Annotated in this window: 14 protein-coding genes and 1 tRNA gene; 8 read left to right on the top strand and 7 right to left on the bottom strand. The window is 69.0% G+C overall.

Going from position 1 to position 21174, the window contains the following annotated elements; all coding sequences use genetic code 11:
* Positions 1–6: 6 nt before the first annotated feature.
* The 7 genes from G5C66_RS14905 to G5C66_RS14875 all read left to right on the top strand — a co-directional run bounded on the left by G5C66_RS14905 (position 7) and on the right by G5C66_RS14875 (position 7022).
* Entirely contained in the window at positions 7–921 is a 915-nt protein-coding gene (locus tag G5C66_RS14905; protein ID WP_165111744.1) for an endo-beta-N-acetylglucosaminidase H, read from the top strand.
* A gap of 330 nt (positions 922–1251) precedes the next feature.
* Positions 1252–2349, top strand: coding sequence for an HNH endonuclease (locus G5C66_RS14900; protein WP_165111743.1), 1098 nt, complete (start codon positions 1252–1254; stop codon positions 2347–2349).
* A 115-nt stretch (positions 2350–2464) separates the two neighbouring features.
* Positions 2465–4024 carry a TIGR03767 family metallophosphoesterase gene (locus G5C66_RS14895; protein ID WP_165111742.1) on the top strand — a complete coding sequence of 520 codons (1560 nt, stop codon included), beginning with the start codon at positions 2465–2467 and terminating at the stop codon, positions 4022–4024.
* A gap of 132 nt (positions 4025–4156) precedes the next feature.
* The gene (locus G5C66_RS14890) at positions 4157–4570 is read left to right on the top strand and encodes a DUF3052 domain-containing protein (RefSeq protein ID WP_165111741.1); all 414 of its coding nucleotides are present in this window, start codon (positions 4157–4159) and stop codon (positions 4568–4570) included.
* A 69-nt stretch (positions 4571–4639) separates the two neighbouring features.
* The gene (locus tag G5C66_RS14885) at positions 4640–6301 is read left to right on the top strand and encodes an AMP-binding protein (RefSeq protein WP_165111740.1); all 1662 of its coding nucleotides are present in this window, start codon (positions 4640–4642) and stop codon (positions 6299–6301) included.
* Positions 6298–6762 (top strand): redoxin domain-containing protein, encoded by a 465-nt coding sequence (locus tag G5C66_RS14880; RefSeq protein ID WP_165111739.1) that lies wholly within the window; start codon positions 6298–6300, stop codon positions 6760–6762. The genes G5C66_RS14885 and G5C66_RS14880 overlap by 4 nt, the downstream gene beginning before the upstream one ends.
* 184 nt (positions 6763–6946) lie before the next feature.
* A tRNA-Val gene (locus G5C66_RS14875) sits at positions 6947–7022 on the top strand.
* A gap of 109 nt (positions 7023–7131) precedes the next feature.
* Here the strand turns inward: G5C66_RS14875 and G5C66_RS14870 are convergent.
* Genes G5C66_RS14870 through G5C66_RS14840 form a run of 7 tightly spaced genes read right to left on the bottom strand, consistent with a single transcriptional unit; the run spans position 7132 to position 19744 of the window.
* Positions 7132–8811, bottom strand: a complete 1680-nt coding sequence (locus G5C66_RS14870; RefSeq protein WP_165111738.1) for an FAD-binding dehydrogenase — start codon at positions 8809–8811, stop codon at positions 7132–7134.
* 35 nt (positions 8812–8846) lie between these two features.
* Positions 8847–11339 carry a beta-glucosidase family protein gene (locus tag G5C66_RS14865; protein ID WP_165111737.1) on the bottom strand — a complete coding sequence of 831 codons (2493 nt, stop codon included), beginning with the start codon at positions 11337–11339 and terminating at the stop codon, positions 8847–8849.
* Between the two features lie 17 nt (positions 11340–11356).
* Positions 11357–12310: a formylglycine-generating enzyme family protein gene (locus G5C66_RS14860; RefSeq protein WP_165111764.1), complete on the bottom strand. Its 954-nt coding sequence runs from the start codon at positions 12308–12310 to the stop codon at positions 11357–11359.
* 32 nt (positions 12311–12342) lie between these two features.
* The gene (locus G5C66_RS14855) at positions 12343–13803 is read right to left on the bottom strand and encodes a sulfatase family protein (RefSeq protein WP_165111736.1); all 1461 of its coding nucleotides are present in this window, start codon (positions 13801–13803) and stop codon (positions 12343–12345) included.
* 23 nt (positions 13804–13826) lie between these two features.
* A complete protein-coding gene (locus G5C66_RS14850) occupies positions 13827–15401 on the bottom strand; it encodes a sulfatase family protein (protein ID WP_165111735.1) in 1575 nt (524 codons plus the stop codon).
* Positions 15402–15444: 43 nt separating this feature from the next.
* Entirely contained in the window at positions 15445–18474 is a 3030-nt protein-coding gene (locus G5C66_RS14845; RefSeq protein ID WP_165111734.1) for a glycoside hydrolase family 2 TIM barrel-domain containing protein, read from the bottom strand.
* A 7-nt stretch (positions 18475–18481) separates the two neighbouring features.
* Complete coding sequence (locus tag G5C66_RS14840) at positions 18482–19744, bottom strand: MFS transporter (protein ID WP_165111733.1); 1263 nt, start codon at positions 19742–19744, stop codon at positions 18482–18484.
* A gap of 181 nt (positions 19745–19925) precedes the next feature.
* Here G5C66_RS14840 and G5C66_RS14835 point away from each other — a divergent pair, with 181 nt between their 5' ends.
* The gene (locus G5C66_RS14835; RefSeq protein WP_165111732.1) at positions 19926–21161 is read left to right on the top strand and encodes a TetR family transcriptional regulator; all 1236 of its coding nucleotides are present in this window, start codon (positions 19926–19928) and stop codon (positions 21159–21161) included.
* The last annotated feature ends 13 nt before the right edge of the window (positions 21162–21174 follow it).

Raw genomic sequence — 21174 nt, 5'->3', positions numbered from 1 at the left:
AGCACCATGTCAGTTCCCCACATCTCACGCAGACACATGCTGCTCGGGGCGGGCGCCGCGGCCCTCGGAGCGACCGCGGCCACCGGCCTCGGCCTGTCCTCGTCGGCGAGCGCGGCGCGCCCGCTCGCGTCGCCGACGCTGATGACCGGCTACGTCGAGGTCAACAACCACAGCATCGGCAACGTCGCCAAGTACGAGCTCGTCGGAGGCGGCAACGTCTTCGACCTCGGGCTGATCTTCGCGGCCAACATCAACTACGACGGCCAGCGGGCCTACCTCTACAACAACCCGCAGGTGCAGGCGCAGCTCGACGCCGCCGACGTCCACATCCGGCCTGCCCAGGCCAAGGGCATCAAGATCCTGCTCTCGGTGCTCGGCAACCACCAGGGCGCCGGGTTCGCCAACTTCCCGGACCGGGCGTCCGCCGAGGCGTTCGCCGACCAGCTCGCCGCCGCGGTCACCCGCTACGGACTGGACGGGATCGACTTCGACGACGAGTGGGCCAACTACGGCGCCAACGGCACCGGCCAGCCCAACGACTTCTCCTTCGTCTACCTGGTCGAGGCGCTGCGTTCTCGACTGCCGGACAAGCTGATCACGCTCTACTACATCGGCCCGTCCTCGCAGCGTCTCTCCTACGGCGGGGTCAACGTCGGCGACCTGATCGACTACGCCTGGAACCCCTACTACGGCACCTGGGGCGTACCCGACGTCCCGGGCCTCGGCAAGCCCGAGCTGGGCCCTGCTGCGATCAACATCCAGGGGACTTCTTCGTCGACCGCTGCCAGTCTTGCTTCGCGGACTGTCTCGCAGGGGTACGGGGTGTTCAACACGTACAACCTGGGGTCTGCGGATGCGAGTGCGTATCTCTCCAACGTCACCCGCAACCTGTACGGCAAGGGGACTGTCTACGTCGGGTGAGGTCTACGGCTTTCCTGGAGGGTCGGTGTCTCTTCGCTGCCGCGATTGGCCGCCGACCTTTCGGGAGGGTCTTCTCGATCGTCCCCGGAGTAAAGGACGGCCTTCGGCCGCCGGCTTCGCCACCACCAGCGGTCTGCTGGCTGTGGTGCGTACGTCGCGGGCGGTCGCGGAGCAGGCTGACCGGGATGTGTTGATCGCTGCCGCTCGGTTCGCGGCGTTGCATTCGGTCGACGCTCTCGAGGATGCGGCGCGGTTGGATGGGGATACGTTCGGGGACCGGATGTTGCCCTGGCTGGACCCGGCGCGCCGTTGGTGTCCGAGGCTGCGGCGGTGGAGTTCGCCGCCGTCTTGGGGCGCTCGACGCAGGCGGGGAAGAGGTTCCTCGGGGACGCGGTCGAGCTGCGTTACCGGCTCAAGCATCTGTGGGCGCGGATCCTCGACGGCTCCCTGCTGGCGTGGCGGGCTCGTCGGATCGCAGACCTGACCCGGAACCTCGATGCCGAGGTGGTGGCGTGGGTGGACCAGCAGGTCGGACCACACGCCCATCAGATGGGGCCGGTCCAGCTGGAGCGTGCGGTCATGCAGGCGGCCGCGCTGTTCGAGCCCGATGTCGCCGCGGCTGTCGCCGAATCGGATGCGGTCGAGCATCGCTCGGTCACCATCACCACGCAGGAGACCGTTCCGTTCGTCGGCACAGGTGCCGAGCAAGGCCAAGCGGTCCTCGCGCTGGGCTATGTCGACGGGGTCCTCGATGCCGCGGATGCTCTGGATCTGGAGCAGGCTGTTTCAGCGATCGCGCACGGTCTTCTCGACCACGACGACTACGCGGGGGCGAGCCTGGACGTACGGCGCGCTGCCGCGCTCGGGATCCTCGGGCGGGCCTACAACTCGGGTTCCCTCGACGGCGTCCCCGGTGTCGCAAGGGTGGTCGAGCTGGTCATCCACACCGACACCCGCGCCCTCGCGGGCACCGGCCTGGCACGGCTCGACAACACCCGTGGCCTGGTCAGCATCGAACGCCTCGAGCAGTGGGCCACCACCCCCGGCACCGTGGTCAAACCGGTCATCGTGGTCGACCTGGCCGAGGACATCGAAGCGGCCGGCTACGTTCCCACCGCCAGGCAGCGTCGCCAGGCCGCGCTGATCCACGAGAAGTGCTCCTTCCCGTACTGCCAGGCTCGTGCCGAGCGGTGCGACCTCGACCACCGCCACCCCTATGCCGAGGGTGGTCGGACCACCAGCCAGAACCTGACTCCGTTGTGTCGACGACATCATCGGATGAAGACCCACCACGGCTGGCGCTATCGCCGGATCCGAGCCGGCACCTACCGATGGCGCAGCCCCCACGGCTACGAATACCTCGTCACTCCGATCGGCACGATCGACGTCAGCAACGACCTGGACCCGCCGCTCACGCTCGTCGCCTGATCTGTTCGAGCGCGAGACATCTCCACCAACCAGGACCGCAGCGGCGTGGTGCCTGGGAGTATCGTTCGCGCACGGACCGCGGCGGCCGGTCCTGAGGGAGAAGAGGCGGCTTCAGATGGGTGTCACGAGCGAGAGCGGGCGGATCGTCGCGGGTGGCCGGAAGGGCACCTACGTACGTCTGGCCGAAGGCCCTCAGGAGCGCCACATCTCGCGCACCGACCTGGCCCGGAAGCCTGAGGAGCTGGGAGACCCGGTGCTCACCGTCGCCCACCTCTCGGACATGCATATCTGTGACCACCAGTCGCCGGCGCGGGTCGAGGTGCTGGACCGGCTCATGGACCCCGACAGCACGACCCGGGAGCTGATCGAGGAGGTCGGGACGTACCGGGCCCATGAGCTGCTCACGGCACAGGTCGGCGCGGCGATGGTCGAGGCGATCAACGAGATCACCAAGGGGCCTGTCGGCGGTGGCCCGCTCGACCTGGCGATCGCGACCGGCGACAACACCGACAACGGGCAGTTCAACGAGCTCGACTGGTATCTCACGCTGCTCGACGGCGGCCGGCTGATCCCCGACTCCGGCGACATGCTGCACTACGAGGGCGTCGCCGTGCTGCCCGACAAGCGCTTCTGGCACCCCGAGGGCGAGACGTACGACATGCGCCGCGGCGACCACGGCTTCCCTCTCGTCCCCGGCCTGCTGAAGGCCGTACGCCGTGCCATCGACTCACCCGGGCTCGAGGTGCCGTGGCTGGCCGTCAACGGCAACCACGACGCGATGCTGCAGGGCACCGTCCCGGGCAACACGGCCATCGGCGAGGTCGCGGTCGGCGGACTGAAGGCGATCGCCATGCCCGAGCACTGGACCGACGAGGCCAAGGCGAAGCTGATCGCCGGGCTGTTCTCCGGCGACCCGGTGGCGCTCGGGATGCTGGGCGAGCTGGAGCCCTACGAGGTGACCCCCGACCGGCGCCGCCGGCAGACCACGCTGCAGGAGTTCGTCGACTCCCACGTCCACGACGAGGCGAAGCCGCCGGGCCACGGGTTCAGGGCCGGTGGTGAGTCCTACTACCGCTACGACGTCAACGACGAGGTCACCTTCGTCGTCCTCGACACGGTCAACCCGGCCGGTGGTTTCCAGGGGTCGATCGACACCGAGCAGCTGGAGTGGCTCGACGCCGTGCTCGCCTCCACCGACTACGACGAGCGGCTCGCGGTGATCGCCAGCCACCACGACGTGGCCTCGCTGGTCAACGACATGAGCGGCGCCGCCGGCAGCCGCCGGGTGCTGGGCGACGAGATCGAGCAGACCGTCTCGCGCCACGAGAGCGCGGTCCTCTGGCTCAACGGGCACACCCACCGTACGGCGGTGAAGCCCCATGGCTCGTGGTGGGAGGTCACCGCGCCGTCGCTGATCGACTGGCCGCAGCAGGGCCGGGTCGTCGAGCTGATCTCCGACGGGGACGTGCTCACCATCGCCACCACCATGCTCGACCACGCCGGTCCGGCCCGCTGGAGCGGTTCGATCGAGGAGGTCGGTCACCTCGCCTCGCTCTCCCGTGAGCTGTCCGCCAACGACTGGCAGGCACCCAAGGTGCCCCTCGCCGAGCACCCGTCGGCCGGGACGGCGCAGGACCGCAACGTACTGCTCCATCTGCTCGATCCGAGGGCCTGAAATCGCCTGCGACACGCCGTTAACTAGCGGGCGACAGGCGGGTGGGGTTGCGTGGACCAGAGTTCTCCGCTGGACTACCACCAACCAAGTCCATGCAAGCGGCGTGGACATCAAGCCTTGGAGGAAAGACACGTGAGCTCGACCGCAGCCACAGGGCCTGCGGACCGGCTGGGCCTCAAGTCCGGCATGGTCATCCAGGAACTGGGCTGGGACAACGATACTGATGACGAGCTGCGGGTCGCCATCGAAGACGCTGTCGACGCAGACCTGGTCGACGGTGAATACGGCAATGTCGTCGACGCCGTGCTGCTGTGGTGGCGCGATGACGACGGTGACCTGGTCGACGGGCTCGTCGACGCGCTGACCGACCTCGTCGGCGGCGGAGTCATCTGGCTGCTGACGCCGAAGGTGGGCCGCCCCGGTGCGGTCGACCCGGCCGACATCGCCGAGGCGGCGCCGATCGCCGGCCTGTCCCAGACCACCACCGCATCTGTGAGCAAGGACTGGGCCGCGACGCGTCTGCTGGCGCCGAAGACTCCTGCCTGATGGCGGCGGTTCTCGGGGTCGCTGGACACTCGCGGGAGTCTTCGCGTGAGCGACGTTAGACTCCCAACGGTGTTCTCGACTACGGCTGCCAAGGCACGCACCGCCGGTTCCGCGGCGAAGATCCTGGCCGGTTCCGGCATCGTCCGGCCGGTCAATCCTCTCGGGCTCGCGCGGACCGGTCTGACGCTCGCGCGCTGGGGCACCGGGCCGGCCGGAGGGTTCATCGGCCTCGCCCACCGTTACCCGCGCCGCACCGCGCTCATCGACGAGCTGGGCTCGCTGACGTACGCCGACCTCGACCGCCGCTCCAACGCGATCGCCCGGGCCCTGGCTGCCCGGGGCATCGGCGAGGGCGACGGGGTCGCGATCATGTGCCGCAACCACCGCGGGTTCGTCGACGCCACCCTGGCGGTCGCCAAGCTGGGTGCCGACGCGCTCTACCTCAACACCGCCTTCGCGGGTCCGCAGCTCGTCGGAGTGCTGGAGCGGGACAAGCCTGCGCTGATCATCCACGACGAGGAGTTCACCGGGCTGCTGTCCTCGGCCACCACGGCTCAGCGGCTGGTCGCCTGGGTGGACTCGTCCGACCCGGGGGAGACGCTGGAGTCGCTGGTCTCCGGCGACGCGCGTCCGGTGTCGCCGCCGAAGCGGCACGGCCGGATCGTGATCCTCACCTCCGGCACCACCGGGGCGCCGAAGTCGGCGCCGCGTCAGGAGGCCGGGATCGACGCGGCGGTCGCGCTGATGTCGCGGATGCCGATGAAGGACGGCTGGCGCTGTTTCATCGCCGCCCCGCTCTTCCACACCTGGGGGATCGCCCACCTGCTCTTCGCCGAGCTGCTCGGCACCACGATGATCCTGCGTCGCCGGTTCGACCCGGAGGACGCGCTCGCGACGCTTCAGGAGACCCGGGCCGACTCGTTCGTGGTCATCCCGGTCATGATGCAGCGGATCCTGTCGCTGCCGGAGGAGACCCTGGCCGCGTACGACCTGGAGGGGATCGGCTCCCGGCTCAAGGCCGTGGCCTCCTCCGGGTCCGCCCTGCCCGGTGACCTGGCGCTGGAGTGGATGGACCGCTTCGGCGACAGCCTCTACAACGTCTACGGCTCGACCGAGGTCTCCTACGCCTCGATCGCCGACCCCGTCGACCTGCGCGAGGCACCCACCTCGGCCGGCAAGGTGCCGTGGGGGACCCGGATGCGGATCCTCGACGCCGACGGCGTACCGGTGCCTGACGGCGAGGCCGGCCGGATCTTCGTCGGCAACGGGCTGCTGTTCGAGGGATACACCAGCGGCGGCGGCAAGGAGGTCATCGACGGCCTGATGGCCACCGGTGACGTCGGGCGGTTCGGCCCCGATGGACGGCTCTACGTCGAGGGGCGCGACGACGACATGATCGTCTCCGGCGGTGAGAACGTCTTCCCGCAGGAGGTCGAGGACTGCCTGATGCGGCACCCGCTCGTCGCCGACGCCGCCTGTGTCGGGGTCGACGATGCCGACTTCGGCAAGCGGCTGCGCGGGTTCGTGGTGCTGGTTCCCGGCGCGGACAGCGACGTCGATGCGGTCCTGAAGGACTGGGTCAAGGAGAATCTGGCTCGCTTCAAGGTGCCGCGGGAGATCGTCGTGACCGACGCTCTGCCCCGCAACGCGACGGGCAAGGTGCTCCGCCGCGAGCTGGCCACCTGGGACATCGAGGCAGGATCGAACGGCGAGAGGGCGGCAGGGCAGTGAGTGGACTTGAGATCGGCGGACCGGCCCCGGACTTCACGCTCCGTGACCAGTTCGGCGCCGACGTCACGCTCTCGGACTTCCACGGCAAGAAGGCCGTGGCGATCTTCTTCTTCCCGTTCGCCTTCTCCGGCGTCTGCACCGGTGAGATGAGCGGGCTGCGCGACCGCCTCGACGAGTTCGTCACCTTCGACACCGAAGTGCTGGCGATCTCGTGCGACCCGGTCTACGCGATCCGGCAGTTCGCCGACACCGACCGCCTCAACTTCCCAGTGCTCTCCGACTTCTGGCCGCACGGCGACGTCGCCAAGGCCTATGACGTCTTCAACGAGCGCACCGGCGCCCCGCTCCGCTCCTCCTACATCGTCGACAAGTCGGGTGTCGTGCGGTGGGCCGTGCACAACGCGAACGCCGACGGCCGCGACCTCGAGGAGCACCTCCGGCAGCTCCACGCGGCTGTGTGAGCAGGTAGTTTACGGGTCATCCAAGGTCCGTTAACAGGGTGGTTACATCGCTTTTCCTATGCCCTGGGCGGGATCTAACCTTTAGGTGTTGAGCCGCTGATGACCCGAGACGTCAGCGGCTCAACTTCCATTTGTGGCCCAGTTGGCCGGGCTCGCCCTTGATCGCGTACTCTTGGGGCGCTTCGGACGCATAGCTCAGTTGGTAGAGCGCCTCCCTTACAAGGAGGATGTCAGGGGTTCGAGTCCCTTTGCGTCCACCACGTGTTGAGTCGTTACATAGTGACACCTGAGTCGCGCCTTACGCGAGACGAAGGCCCGGGCCATCGGCCCGGGCCTTCGTGTTTCCGCTCTAGGACATGAGAGCCGGTCTCATGAGCCGATGGCTTCGGCGGCGGCGCGACCGGCCTGGCGACCGGTGAAGAGGCAGCCCCCGAGGAAGGTACCTTCGAGGGCGTTGTAGCCGTGGACGCCGCCGCCGCCGAAGCCGGCGACTTCACCAGCCGCGTAGAGGCCACTGATGGGGGTGCCGTCGTGGCCGAGGGCCCGTGAATCGAGGTCGGTCTGGATGCCGCCGAGGGTCTTGCGGGTCAGGACGTGGAGTTGCACACCGATCAGCGGCCCGGCGGAGGGGTCGAGGAGCCGGTGCGGGGCGGCGGCGCGGCCGAGCCGGTCGCCTCGGTAGCGGCGGGCGTTGTGGATGCCCTGGATCTGAACGTCCTTGCTGAACGGATTGGCAACCTGTAGGTCGCGCGCTTCGATCTGGCTGCGCAGGTGTGCTGCGTCCAAGAGGGGGCTGTCCGTCAGCTTGTTCATACCGGCGACGAGCTTCTCCAGGGTGTCAGCGACGACGAAGTCCTCGCCGTACTGCTTGAACGCCTCGACCGGTTCCGGTGCGCTGCCTCCGGAGAGCAGCCGGGTGCGGAGGAAGGCGGCCTTGTCCTTGCCAGTGATGTCGGGGTTCTGTTCGGAGCCGGAGAGCGCGAACTCCTTCGCGATGATCTTCTGAGTGGCGATGAACCAGGAGTGGTCGTACGGCACCAGGTCGGGTGTCGTCCGCAGGTGGCGCAGGGTGGCCATCGTGTCGTAGCCGGGCAGGCACGGCTCGGGGAGGCGGCGACCGAGGGCGTCGAACCACATCGACGACGGGCCGGGGAGGATCCGGATGCCGTGCCCGGGCCAGACGGGGTTCCAGTTGCGCAGGCCCTCGGTGTAGTGCCACATGCGGTCGCGGTTGACCAGACGGGCGCCGGCAGCGGCGCTGATGTCGAGCATGCGGCCGTCGACGTAGGCGGGTACCCCGGTGACCATGTTGGCGGGAGGGGTTCCGAGGCGTTCGGGCCAGTGACGGCGGACCAGGTCGTGGTTGGCGCCGATACCACCGGCGGCGACGATGACGGCCTGAGCTGTCATCTCGAACTCGCCGACGGCCTCGCGGCTGGTGGCGACTCCACGGGGCGAGTGGTCCTCGGCGAGGAGGGTGCCTCGTACGCCGGTGACGGCGCCGCCTTCGGTGATGAGCTCGTCGACGCGGTGGCGGTGATGGAAGGTGAGCTCGCACTCCGAGGCGGCTTCCATGGCCTTGTGGATGAACGGTTCGACGACGCCTGGTCCGGTTCCCCAAGTGACATGGAAGCGCGGGACGGAGTTGCCGTGTCCCTCGGAGCGCAGGCCGCCGCGTTCGGCCCACCCGACCGTAGGAAGGAACGACAGACCGTGACTCTTCAGCCATGCCCGCTTCTCCCCGGCAGCGAACTCCACGTAGGCACGCGCCCAACGGGCCGCCCACGAGTCCTCGGTGTTCAGACGGTCGAAGCCGGCGCTCCCTTGCCAGTCGCTCCACGCCAGTTCGACCGAGTCCTGCACACCCATACGCCGCTGCTCGGGCGAGTCGACGAGGAACAGACCGCCGAACGACCAGAATGCCTGCCCGCCGAGATCGGCCGGTCCCTCCTGATCGAGGAGGGCGACGCGGTGGCCGCGGGCAGTCAGCTCGTGCGCGGCGACGAGCCCTGCCAGGCCGGCTCCGACGACGATGACGTCCGTGTCCATGGTGGTGTGCCTTTCGGTGGAGGGAATCGGGCCCGTCACGGGGCCGCAGGGATGGTGAGCGGTGCGGACAGCGCGTCGTCCGTGCTGGTGCGGGACGCGTGGAGCCAGTAGCGGCCGGGCGTCGTGGCCCAGCCGCCGCTCGTGGTGTCCCAGTGTTGGAAGGCGCGCTGTGCGAGCGGGATCACGACCTCGGTGGTCTCCCCGGGGCGGGCTTCGACGGTGGCGAACCCGACGAGCCCGCGCGCGGGACGGGTGCTGTCGGGGTCGAGTGGCTCGGCGTAGATCTGGACTGTCTCGCGTCCCGGGCGTGTCCCGGTGTTGCGCAGCCGGACGCGTACGCGATCGGGGGCGGTCTCCAGGGCCAGATACTCCCAGGTGGTGTAGCCGAGGCCGTGGCCGAAGGGGTACGCCGGCGCGACGGTGCCGTTGCGCCAAGCCGGGTAGCCGACGAACACGCCCTCGTCGTACGGCAGGACACCGTTCTCAGGGATGACGCGGGTGACAGGGGCGTCCTCCAGGCGTGCGGGCCAGGTGGTGGGTAGGCGACCACCGGGCTCCTCTTGGCCGAGGAGCACGTCGGCGAGTGCGGCGCCGCCTTCCTGCCCGGGGAACCAGGTCAGGAGCACGGCGGCGACGTCGTCGCGCCAGGGCATCTCCACCGGAGCCCCGGCATTGACCACGACGACAGTGCGAGGGTTGGCGGCGGCGACGCGGGCGACGAGCTCGTCCTGCCGGCCGGGCAGGTGCAGGTTCGCGCGGTCGAAGCCTTCCGACTCGACGCGTTCAGTCGTGGCGACCACGACGATGGCGGTGTCAGCTGAACGGGCGGCGGTGACGGCCTCCTCGATGAGCCTGTCGTCGTCTGCGCCGGGGTCGCCGTGGGTGAGACCGAAGGCGACACCACGCAGATGCCCGTAGGCGACCTTCGGGGCGCGGTGGAGCAGGCTGACCTCGACGGTCCTCCCGGCTTCCAAGGTGACGGTGCCGCGGGCGATGGGCCGCCCGGTCAGCACCTCCATGGGATCGGCGCCGGCGGCGTCCCTGCCGTCGTAGACCACCGTGCCGCCGACGGTGAGGAGGAAGTCGCCGGTTCCGCTGGTTCCGAAGTGGTGCAGGCCGCTGTCGCCGGGAGTGAACGTGCCGGTGAGCTCGACCGTTGCGAGCGCATCGAAGTCGGTGTCGCCGGGAAGTGCGGAGTCCATCCAGCGGACCCGGCCGAGGTCGAGCGGCTGCTCGGCAAGGACCGTGCCGTCGGCGTCGCGCAGGACGGCGCGGAGCTTGAACCCTTCAGTGGCGACACCGAGCTCGTCGTCCGGATGGGCGCCCATCGCGTAGGTGAGCGCCACGTCGTCGGGCAGCGCGGCTCGCAGCCCCTCGAGCGGGGAGACGACCTGGGCGGGATGTACGGCGGCGGAACCGCCGCCCCGGATCCGGGCGTCCCGGGCGGTGCGGCCGATGAGCGCGACGCCTCGCCCTGCCGACGGGACGAGGGGCAGGAGTCCTCCCTCGTTGCGGACCAGCACGAAGGACCGGGCGGCGATCTCCCGGGCCACCGACGGGCCGTCCACCGGTGCGGGGCGACGGTCCACGGGCACCTCGGGTGCGGCGCCTTGGAGCAGGCCGAGGCGAGCGGCGAGCAGCAGGACGTGTCGTACGGAGGTGTCGACGGCTGCTTCCGAAACCCGGCCATCGCGTACGGCGGCGGCGAGCGCCGGCCCGAACACCGTCAGTGGACCGGGCATGGCCACGTCGAGTCCGCCTTCGATCGCCCCTACCGTGTCGCGGGCGGCGAGCCAGTCGGAGATCACGACCCCGTCGAAGCCCCACTCCTTGCGCAGGACGTCGACCTGGAGCTCGCGGTGCTCGGTCATGGTGGAGCCGTTGACCGCGTTGTACGCCGACATCAGCGCCCACGGGCGCGCGTCCTTGACGATCTCCTCGAAGGGCGCCAGGTACAACTCTCGCAGCGCCTTGTCGTCGATACGGTTGTCGACGGTGAACCGTTCGGTCTCGGCATCGTTGGCGACGAAGTGCTTCACCGTGGCGCCGACGCCGCTTTCTTGGAGGCCGGTCACGTAGCCCACGCCGATCCGGGCGGTGAGCACCGGGTCTTCGGAGTACGACTCGAAGTGGCGCCCTGCGAGCGGGGATCGGTGGAGGTTGACAGTGGGCGCGAGGAGCAGGTGAACACCCTTGCGATGGGCCTCCTGGGCGAGGACCTGCCCCGCGCGGCGGGCGAGCTCGGGGTCCCAGGTGGCGGCCAGGGCGGTCGGGCTCGGCAGCACAAGAGAGGGGTCGTCGACGCTCCACGTTCCGCCCCGCACGCCGACAGGCCCGTCGGACATGACCAGTGAGTCGAGTCCGATCTCGGGGAGTGCTGGCAGCGACCACAGATCCTGTCCGGCGAGAAGCCGCGTCTTGCTGTCGAGATCGAGGCGTTCGAGGGCAGCCTCCACGACGGCCGCTACGTCGGCCGGGACATCGATGGGGACGTCGGTCGCGGTCGTCGTCGGTGCGAAGTGCTCCATGGGGTGGTTCTCCTTCATCAGAGTGACCGGGCACAGCGGAATCCGGTGTGGCCGCTGGTGCTGTCAGGGGTGGTGGCGGTGCGCGCGGCGACGCGGTAGCGGTTGCAGTAGGAGCGGTGGCACATGTGGGACCCACCGCGGATGACCTTGGCGGTTCCTGTCGCCGGGCCGGTCGGATCGGCCAGCGGGCAGGCGGTGGGGTAGATGACCGGGTGCTCGATGGTCCACCAGTCAGCGCACCACTCCCACACGTTGCCGGAGGTGTTGAACAGCCCGTATTCGTTGGGCTCGAAGGCGTCGACGGGGGCGGTACCCCGGTAGCCATCGGCCGCGGTGTTCTTCGTGGGGAAGGTGCCACGCCAGATGTTGCAGCGGTAGTCACCGTCCGGGTCCAGCTCGTCGCCCCACGGGTAGCGCTTCTGCTCGAGGCCGCCGCGGGCCGCGTACTCCCACTCGGCCTCCGTCGGCAGCCGCTTGCCGGCCCAGGCCGCGTAGGCGGCGGCATCGTTCCACGACACGTGCACCACCGGGTGGTTTCCGCGGTCCTGGAGTGTGCTGTCGGGGCCTTCGGGGCGGTTCCAGGCGGCGCCTTGCACGCCGCACCACCAGGGAGTGTGCTCGAGCCGGCGTGCGTCTCGGCGTACGGCAGCGGGCAGGAAACCGGCGAAGACATAGGACCAGCCGAATCGCTCGGCGTCCGTGACATGGCCGGTGTCGGCGACGAATCGCGCGAACTCGTCGTTGCTGACCGCATAGGCGTCCATGAGGAACGGCTTGAGGCGCACCGGGCGCACTGGGCCCTCCCCATCGCCGGGGAAGCCCTCGGCGTCCTCGGTCCCCATCAGGAATTCTCCGCCGGGCAGTCGAACCATGGTGTCGTCAGGCTCTGCGGCGCCGACCGTCAGCGTCGGCGCCAGCGAAGGTGTCTCCAGCGGAATCCCTCGGGCGCGAGCGGGCTCGTTCGATGGCATGCAGCAGCGCGGGGGCGCGGTGGGGTCTGTGGTCACAAGGTGCTCCGTGCGTCGCGGACCGGGGCTGGCAGGTCGACATGCGGTAGTCGCGGATCCCGCTCGATGGGGATGACATCGGCGGTGTCGACCAGCCAGGTGAACACCGCCTCGTGCAGTCGGCGCTGGGTCTCGGCATGCTCGGCAAGTCCCGCCACGTTGTGGCGTTCGTCGGGGTCGGTGGCGCGGTGGTAGAGCTCGGGCTGCTCGTAGCGGCGCCAGACGTAGGTCCACTCCTGGTCGCGGACCGCGATGGCCTTACCGACCATGACCGGCTGCTCCTGGGCCAGGGTGATGCGCAGGTCGTAGGGGAACCCGCCCTGCTCCACCTGGTCACCCTCCTCCACGGAGAATCCGGCCTCGGTGAAGGCGTAGGGACGGTGCTCGGAGTCGAGGTCGTGCAGGTGCGGAAGGAGGCTGCGGCCGAAGTGGCGCTGGGCTGGGGCGACCCCGGCCAGCTCGAGGAGGGTGGGCATGACGTCGACCAGCTCCACCATCGAGTCGCTGACGCCACCTTGCGGCAGACCGCCGCCGGCGATGATCAGCGGGTCGCGGGTGATGCAGGAGTGCATGGCGGTGGGGAACTTCTCGACCAGACCGAAGTCGCCGAGGTACTCGCCGTGGTCTGAGAGGAAGACGGTGACCGTGTCGTCGGGGTCGATGTGCTCCATCACCCGGCCCAGATGGTCGTCGAGGCGGGAGATCATGCCGTAGTAGGTGGCCTTCACCTCCTGCCATAGCTCGGGCGTGGCCCGGTCGAGCCCGTGGCGTGCGCGCACTTCGGCCATGTAGGCCGGTTCGGGGCTGTCGGGGTCGGCTTCCACCGGGAGGGGCATGGTTTCGCGGTCGTACATCGAGAACCATGGTTCGGCGACCTCGAAGGGCGGGTGCGGGGCGAGGACGGGCACGAACAGGACCCAGGGAGTCTCGGGCGGAGCGGCCAGCCACTGCTCGGCGGTACGGGTGGTGGCCTCGTCGAGGTCGACGCGGCCGTCATCGGGGATCTCCCCGCGATAGTAGAGGCGGGCCCACAGGTCGCCGCCGGGCCACTGCTCGGGGTCCTTGCCGTGGTTGGGCAGCACGGTCGGGAACTCGCTGAAGCCGTGCTCGTCGACGCTGGTCTCGGTGGCGCCCGGGGCGAAGAGGTCACCGCGCATCCCCGCCCAGGTCACGTGGTAGCCGGCCGCCTTGAGGGTGCCGAGGAGGTTGGGTTCCCACGGCTTGATCAGGTAGGTCTGGGTGCGGTGACCGAAGGTGTGCGGGTAGCAGCCGGTCATCAGGGAGGCGCGGCTGGGGGCACAGATGGGGTTCTGTGCGTAGGCGTTGGTGAAGCGGGTGCCGCGGGCTGCGAGGGCGTCGATGTTCGGGGTCCGTACATGCGGGTTGCCGAAGGCACCGACGGCGTCGGCGCGGAGCTGGTCCGCGACGAAGATGACGAAGTTGGGGCGGTCGTGCATGGGGCTCCTGAGGTGCGTAAGTGTTAGTTCGCGGGCTGCTGCTGCCGTTGTGCCAGCTCCCGCCATTTCTGGACGAGCTCCGCGGTGCGGGGCTTGTGGGGCGTGTGCCAGGGGACGGGCACGGTCAGGCTCTGGAGACGGACCTCGAGGTCCTCGGCGAGGTGGACGCGGCCGGTGGCCCGCAGGTGCTCGGCGTACCGGGCCGGGTCGTTGTAGTAGACGGGGCCGGCCTGGAGGGAGGACTGCATGGGGTCGGGCTGCGCGCCGGGACGTCCGGCGTACTGGTTCCACCAGTCGGCCAGGTGGGACCGCATCTGCGCGGCGAGGTCGGGCTCGTCCTCGAGGAGGTCGTTGGTGAGGTGGGGGTCGTCGGTGACATGGAAGAGGTGCTCCCACTCGGCGCGGAAGGAGCCGGGATGGTAGGTGCGGACGTAGAGATGGTCGCGGGTGCGGACGGCCCGCTGGTAGGTCATGGCACCGTGACCGAGGACCAGGTAGTCGCGGGAGCCCATTTCTTCTCCGCGCAGCGCGGGGGCGAAGGACTCGCCCTGCCATGCGGGCGGGGTGGCCATGCCGAGCAGGTCGCACAAGGTGGGCGCCAGGTCGATGTTGTAGAGCAGGTTGTCGTTGTGGCGCGCCTCGTCCGGGAGGGCGTCGGTCAGGCCGGGCCAGTACACGACGAGCGGGAGGCGATGGACGGGTTCGGTGGCCATGCCATGCTCGGCATACATGCCGAGCTCACCGAGGGATTCACCGTGGTCAGCGCTGACGATGATGGCCGTCTCCTCGGCGATGCCGAGTTCTTCGAGGGCCGCCAAGAGCCTGCCGAAGTGATGGTCCCAGTAGGCGATGGCACCGTCGAAGCCGTTGATGAGGTGCTCGAAGTCGGCGCGTGATCGGACGGCATCGGGCATGTTGTGCGGGACCGGGGACTTCGACTCGCCGACGCCCGCCCACATGGAGTGGTGCAGGTCGAGTGCGCTACGCGGCCCGTAGACCTCGGCGTGCTCGGCGATGGTCTGCTCATCGGGCCACTCCTGCACGGGGCCGGAGGCGGCCATCTTCTCGGTCCACTCGACCGGCTGGGTGTAGTTGGTGTGCGGCTCCCAGTAGGTGAGGTGGAGGTACCAGTTCTCCTCGTCGGCGTGACGCCGGATCCAGTCGATGGCGGCGGCGTTGACGTCCTTGGCATCCTCGTCGCCCCAGTGAGGGGTGGCGCGCAGGGTCTCGCGGAAGTTGCCGTTGAAGAAGTAGGCACGGTGGCGCTCCGCGAAGACGGAGATGGCGGCCGTGTAGTGGCCTGCGAACTGCAGGGCCTGGCCGAGCAGCGGCCGGTCGGGTTCGGGGCCGTGGCCGGTGTCGAGGCGGAACTGTGCGGCCTCTCCGTAGTGGCCGATGACGCCGTTGGTGATGCCGAACTGCCCGCTGGTCAGGGCTGCTCGCGAGGGCATGCAGGGCGAGTCGGAGCAGTAGTAGCGGTCGAAGGTGACCGACTTGTCGGCCAGCTTCTGCAGATTCGGGGTGGTGGGACGGTGGTAGCCGTAGGGGGTGGTGTGGTCGGCGCGGAGGGTGTCCACGTCTACGTAGATGATGCGCATGTCTGGTCTCCGAAAGGTACGGGGTTTGCTGGTGTGTCGGCGGTCAGGAGCTGGTGAGCCACCACGTCCAGGCGTATTCACCTGGCCCGACGCGGAAGGCGGGTAGGGCGTCGGGACCGACGGAGGCCGTGCCGAGGCCCCGGTGGGCGATGTCGAAGTGGACGACCGTCTCCGATCGTGGCTTCAACTGCCAGTAATGAGTGGCGGCTTCGAGGTCCGCCACGGTGTGACGGGAGACGTTGATCTGCATCGGCCGGTCGAGGTCGAGGGTGAGGGCGGAGCCGTCGGGTCCGGTGAGCTTTATTTCGACGGTGCGGCTGCTGCCGCCATTTTCCTGGGGCCGCAGGTAGGGGACGGGCATGTCGTCGATCGCTGACGTCCATCTGCCGATCAGCGCTGAGGCGCGGCGATCGGGATAGCACTCGTGGGGTCCATCGCCGATCCACTGGACGGTGTCGAAGCCGGGGCGGGTCTCCAAGACGACCCCGAGGCGGGGGATGTCGGGGAGGGTCTCGGGGATGACGACCCGCTCGTCGAACCGGATCCTCCCCGACGGTTCACAGGTGATCGTCTGCTGATGCCGGATCTCCTCACCGTGCGCGGTGAGATAGCGGGCAGTCACGACGGCCTGGTCTGCGGTGGGTGAGACCTCGCGCCTCTCGACCTCCCGGACCGTCTCGTTCAAACCGGTCGCGGCAAGGCGCCCGTGGACGAAGCGGGACTTGTCGTTGTCGGTCAGGGCGCGCCACAGGCTCAGCCGGGGCCCGGTGGCGAGCAGGGGGTGCTGGAGCAGGCCGGCGTCGTCGAGGACGAGAGCGGGCACTTTTCCGGCGGTCCCGTGATCGCGCTGGGGCTGGAGACCGTCGGTCTGGCGGTCGAGCGCCAGTTGACGGACGGTGAGCTCGGTTCCGGCGGGCGCCCACGCCTGGTCACGGGCGGTCGCGGCGGTCAACCGCAGGGCCACGATGTCGGTGTTCTCGCGCAGTTCGCGTACGACGGTCTGAGGCAACGGGATCTTCGCGCGGTCTTGGGGGGAGAGAGTCGGGACGGGCAGTTCGATGGCTGGGCCTGTCCCGGCGGTGGTCACGGTCTGGAGGGTGAAGCGCAGATCGTCGAGGTCGCGGAAGTGGCGCTCGTTGCGGAGCTCGATCCAGTCGTCGTCGGCGGCGATGGGTCCCGAGGTGATGGTCACCGGGGCGAAGAGGTGGCGGAGCTCGAACATCGCGGGGTGCGGGGTGCCGTCAGGGAAGAGCAGTCCGTCGATGCAGAAGTTGCCGTCGTTGGGCAGGTCGCCGAAGTCGCCGCCGTATCGGTGGCGGCCGTCGCCGTCGGGGTCGAGGCCGTGGTCCCACAGCTCCCAGATGAAGCCGCCCTGGAGGCCGGGGAGCGTGCGGATCGTGTCCCAGTAGTCGTCGAGGGAACCGTTGGAGTTGCCCATGGCGTGCTGGTACTCGGACATGATCAACGGCCGGCTGGCCGATGGATGGGCTGCGTACGCCTTGAGCGCGTCGATCGTCGGGTACATGGGGCATACGAGGTCGGTCTGTGTGTGGCCGCCGTACCAGTCGCGGCTGATGGCGCCCTCGTAATGCAGCGGGCGCGTCGGGTCGTGGCGGCGTACCCAGGCGGCCGCTGCGTCGTGGTTGGACCCGCTGCCGCTCTCGTTGCCGAGTGACCAGGCGATGACGCACGGATGGTTCTTGTCGCGGGCGACCATGCGTGAGACCCGGTCGAGGAAGGCGCCCAGGTACCGAGGGTCGTCGCACAGGGCCGACGCGTGGTCGTGGGCCTCGATGTCGGCCTCGTCGATGACATAGAAGCCGTACTCGTCGGCCAGGTCGAGCAGGTCGGGGTGGCCCGGGTAATGGGCGGTGCGGATGGCGTTGATGTTGAACCGCTTGAGCAGCCTCAGCTCGTCGGCGATGTCCTCGCGGGTGAGGGTGCGGCCGGTGCGGGGGTGGAAGTCGTGGTGGTTGACGCCCTGGATCCAGATCCGCTCACCGTTGAGGAGCAGGTCGCGGCCCTTGATCTCGACGCGCCGGTAGCCGACGCGAACGCGGGTCGTGTCGACCTGGTTGCCGTCTGCGTCGAGGAGCTCGATGTCGACGTCGTACAGCGCGGGCCGCTCAGCGCTCCAGGGGCTGACCCGGTGTGCCGGGACGGTGAGCTGGACGCGGCCTCCGGGCGGCGGGAACATGCGGGCGAGGGCCTGTTCGGCCACGCCTTCGAAGCCGGGCGGCAGCGGTAGGCCAGCGGCGGTGGCACTGTAGAGGCCGAAGAGGTCGGTGCCGGCGGCAGTGGCCGACAGGGCCTCTCCGTCCTGGTCTCCAGGGAGCGTGCGGGAGCGGCGCACTGGGACCGGGGCGAGCAGTTCGTGGGCGTCGGTGCGGACCCGTACACGCAGGTCCTCGTCGAGCAGCAGGCCGCGTGTGCCGACGGTGACCGTGACGGCGAGGGTGCCCTCCTCGGTCACGGGGTCGTAGTCGGCGACGGCGGTGACATCGGCGAGGTGGGTGGGCGCGGTGCTGTAGAGGTGTACGCCGCGGGTGATGCCGCCGTGCCACCACTGGTCCTGGTCCTCGACGAAGCTGGCGTCGGACCACTTCACCACCGTCAGCACGAGCTCGTTGACCCCCTCGCAGAGGGCATCGGTCACGTCGAACTCCGCCGGCAGGTGGCTGTCCTTGCTGATCCCGACCTCCTGGCCGTTGAGCCGGACCAGCAGGAAGCTCTCGGCAGCGCCCACGTGCAGAACGACCCGGCGGCCGGCCCATGCCGCGGGGACCTCGAAGTGGTGCCGGTGGAGGCCGGTGGGATTGTCCTGTGGCGGATGAGGCGGGTGGGTGTCGAACGGCATGCGCACGTTGGTGTACTGCGGCAGGTCGCCGGTGTCCTGCATGGTCCAGGCGCCGGGAACGGTCAGCGGGCGCCAGGAGCCGGTCGGCTCCGCGTCGGGGGAGGGCAGCAGTTCGAAGTCCCACGTGCCGTTCAGATCGAGACGGTCGTGGTGGGTCAGGGCGTGGGCAGGCTCGCGGCCGGCACCGACGAGCTCGGGAGTGTTCCAGGGTTTCATGATGGCCTCAGCGAACGGACTTGATGGGAAGGAGGAAAAGGGCACCGAGGAAGGCGGCCGCGCCGGCGAGGACGAACAGCATCGGGTAGCCGCCGGCGTGAAGGACAACCAAACCGGCCGCGGCAGGCCCGAGGATCGGCGGCAGATGAGCGGCCAGGTTCGCCACACCGAGGTCCTTCGCGGTGTCCTCTTGCGAGGGCAACACCATCGAGATCAGCGCGGCATCCAGTGCCTGGTAGGCCCCGAACCCGAAGCCGACGACGGCTCCGTACAGCACGAATCCGGTGGCGGACGGCACCAGGAACGGCATCATCAGGCCGAGCGCGATGATCAGTGACGAGGCGACGAGGAACGGCTTGCGGCGGCCCGTCCGGTCCGAGAGCCAGCCGGACAGCAGCAGCGACACGAGCATCACTGCCGCCGCGATCATGATCACTTTGGGCAGAGTGCGCAGGGCCTCGGCACGGTCGAACCCGATGTGGTCCTGGAGGATGTAGAGCTGGTAGGCGCCGACCATGTGGTAGCCCAGCATCAGAAACAGCCGCGACAGGAACGTGAAGGCGAAGTCGGGGTACTTGCGAGGGTTCACCCAGACCAGTCCCAGCATCGAGCTGAACGCAAGCGGTTGTCGCTCGTCCACGAGGCTCGGCTCCTCGGGGTTGAGGAGAACGAAGACAACGGTGGTCGTCACCACGACCGCGGCGACCACCGCGTATGGAAGCAGCTGTCGGTGCGGAACGAGGGCCGAGGCGACCATCTGGCCGCCAAGGATGCCGGCCATCGTGCCCAGCCCCAGGACGGCCGAGAAGACTCCGCGCACGCTCTCCGGCACGCGGTCGGGCATGACCGCGGTGAGGATGCCGTTGGCGCCGTTGACTGCGGCCTGGACCACACACCAGGACACGGCGATGGTCACGACGGTGTTGCCGAGAGCGATGGCCAGCAGCCCGAGAACGGCGAGGATGGCCCCGCCGAGCAGCCAGGGCGTCCGCTTGCCGTAACGGCTGCGGGTACGGTCCGAGGCCATGCCCCACACGGGTTGGATCACAGTCGCCACCAGGGCCCCCAGACCGACCACGAGCGCGAGGTTGGCTTCCTTGTTGCCGGGATCCAGGTCCTCCATCTGCACGGCCAACAGCACGCTCGGCACCGAACCCCAGACCAGGAAGTGCCCGAACTGCACGAACCCCAAGGAGGAAGCGAGCTTCTTGTCCGCGCGCACCCGGGTGCCCGAGGGGGGCTTCACAGTGGCCATCGACGTCTTTGACATGTCCATCCCTTTCGGGCGGAGGCTGGGGCCGCCTCCTGCTTGGAGTGGTTTCTATCACATAGTCTGACCGAGTGGTTACATTCTTTGCCCACTTGGTTACATTTTTTGCCCAAGTGGTTACATTCGGGGCCCGGCGCGGTACCCTCCCATCACTGGACGGCCACCGGAAGGAACCGATCGCGTGCCTCATGTCAGCAGTACGCCGAATCGCAGGGGAGCACTCCGCCGCGAGCAGATACTCCAAGCTGCCGAAGAGCTGTTCGGCACGGACGGGTTCGAGGCCACGTCCTTACGCACCCTGGCCAAGCTCGTCGGCGTCACCCACGCGGGGATCCTGCGGCACTTTCCCTCCAAGGAGGACGTGCTGCGCGGGCTGCTCGACCGCCTTGCCGCAGGCCTGATGCCTGGGGCCGGTCATCCTGACGCCGCTGCGGCCCAGAAGGCGCTGTGCGAGGCGGCGCGCAGGGGTACGCGATCCCAGGTCGAGCTCTACACCACGCTCCTCGGTGAGGCGGTGCCGCCCGAGCATCCGGCGCACGACTTCGTCGACCAGCACCTTCGAGGCGGCAGAGAGCAGCTGGCTCCCGCGTTCGGAGGTCGCGCGGTCGACACGCTGGCCATCTGGGATGGCCTCAACGTGCTCTGGCTGTACCTGCCCGAGCGCGTCGTACCTGCCGATGTACTCGCAGCGCGCTCTCTGTTGGCGGACGACCGTGTCGATGAAACCGAGACGACGGCCTGGATCGCGACGGCCGTCGGATCGGCCCGAGGAGAAGCCCGGCCTCCCGCACGTCCGGCGCCTACCATCCCTGCCGACCGTCGCAGTGACGGGATCATCGAGGCCGCCGCACGCGCCTTCGCGCGCCAGGGGTTCCAGGCGACGAGCCTGCGCAAGCTCGCTGCCGAGATGGAGGTGACACACGGCACCTTGCTCTACTACTTCGACTCCAAGGAAGCCCTCCTGGAGGCGGTCATCAACCGCCGTGACCGTCAGGCCGACAGCGCCTACATCACACCCGTCACCACCTACGACAAGGTGTACAACGTCTACCGGCGAGCCCTGCACAACGAGGCTCACCCCGAATCCGTGGCCCTCTACTCGGCCATGCTGTGCGAGGCCACCGATCACGCCCACCCGGCTCACACGTTCTTCGCGACCCGTTACACCCGCGTCCTCGATACCCTCGCCACCGAGATCGCTTCTCTGCAGCAACAGGGGTTCCTCCACCCCCACCTCGACCCGGAGACCGAAGCAGTCCTGCTGACGGCCCTGTGGGACGGCCTGCAGATGCACGCCCGATACCTCGGCGACGCGAGCATTCCCGAGCGGCTCCTGCGCCACGTCGACGACCTGATCGTCGACTCGGTTCCAGTCGACCGCCGCTCCGATCTCTTGACCCGCGCACCCTCTACCTGACCCAAGGCCTGGT

It is taken from the genome of Nocardioides turkmenicus (assembly GCF_011045035.1).
GTDB classification, from domain to species: Bacteria; Actinomycetota; Actinomycetes; order Propionibacteriales; family Nocardioidaceae; genus Nocardioides; species Nocardioides turkmenicus.
Note: the sequence above shows the minus strand (reverse complement) of the source record. Positions and strands in the feature narration are given on the sequence as shown.

Excerpts from the sequence above, each read along its gene's own strand:
- G5C66_RS14850 (WP_165111735.1), bottom strand. The coding sequence starts at position 15,401 with ATGCGCATCATCTACGTAGACGTGGACACCCTCCGCGCCGACCACACC.
- G5C66_RS14870 (WP_165111738.1), bottom strand. The coding sequence starts at position 8,811 with ATGGACACGGACGTCATCGTCGTCGGAGCCGGCCTGGCAGGGCTCGTC.
- G5C66_RS14865 (WP_165111737.1), bottom strand. The coding sequence starts at position 11,339 with ATGGAGCACTTCGCACCGACGACGACCGCGACCGACGTCCCCATCGAT.
- G5C66_RS14840 (WP_165111733.1), bottom strand. The coding sequence starts at position 19,744 with ATGTCAAAGACGTCGATGGCCACTGTGAAGCCCCCCTCGGGCACCCGG.
- G5C66_RS14845 (WP_165111734.1), bottom strand. The coding sequence starts at position 18,474 with ATGAAACCCTGGAACACTCCCGAGCTCGTCGGTGCCGGCCGCGAGCCT.
- G5C66_RS14905 (WP_165111744.1), top strand. The coding sequence starts at position 7 with ATGTCAGTTCCCCACATCTCACGCAGACACATGCTGCTCGGGGCGGGC.
- G5C66_RS14855 (WP_165111736.1), bottom strand. The coding sequence starts at position 13,803 with ATGCACGACCGCCCCAACTTCGTCATCTTCGTCGCGGACCAGCTCCGC.
- G5C66_RS14860 (WP_165111764.1), bottom strand. The coding sequence starts at position 12,310 with ATGCCATCGAACGAGCCCGCTCGCGCCCGAGGGATTCCGCTGGAGACA.
- G5C66_RS14895 (WP_165111742.1), top strand. The coding sequence starts at position 2,465 with ATGGGTGTCACGAGCGAGAGCGGGCGGATCGTCGCGGGTGGCCGGAAG.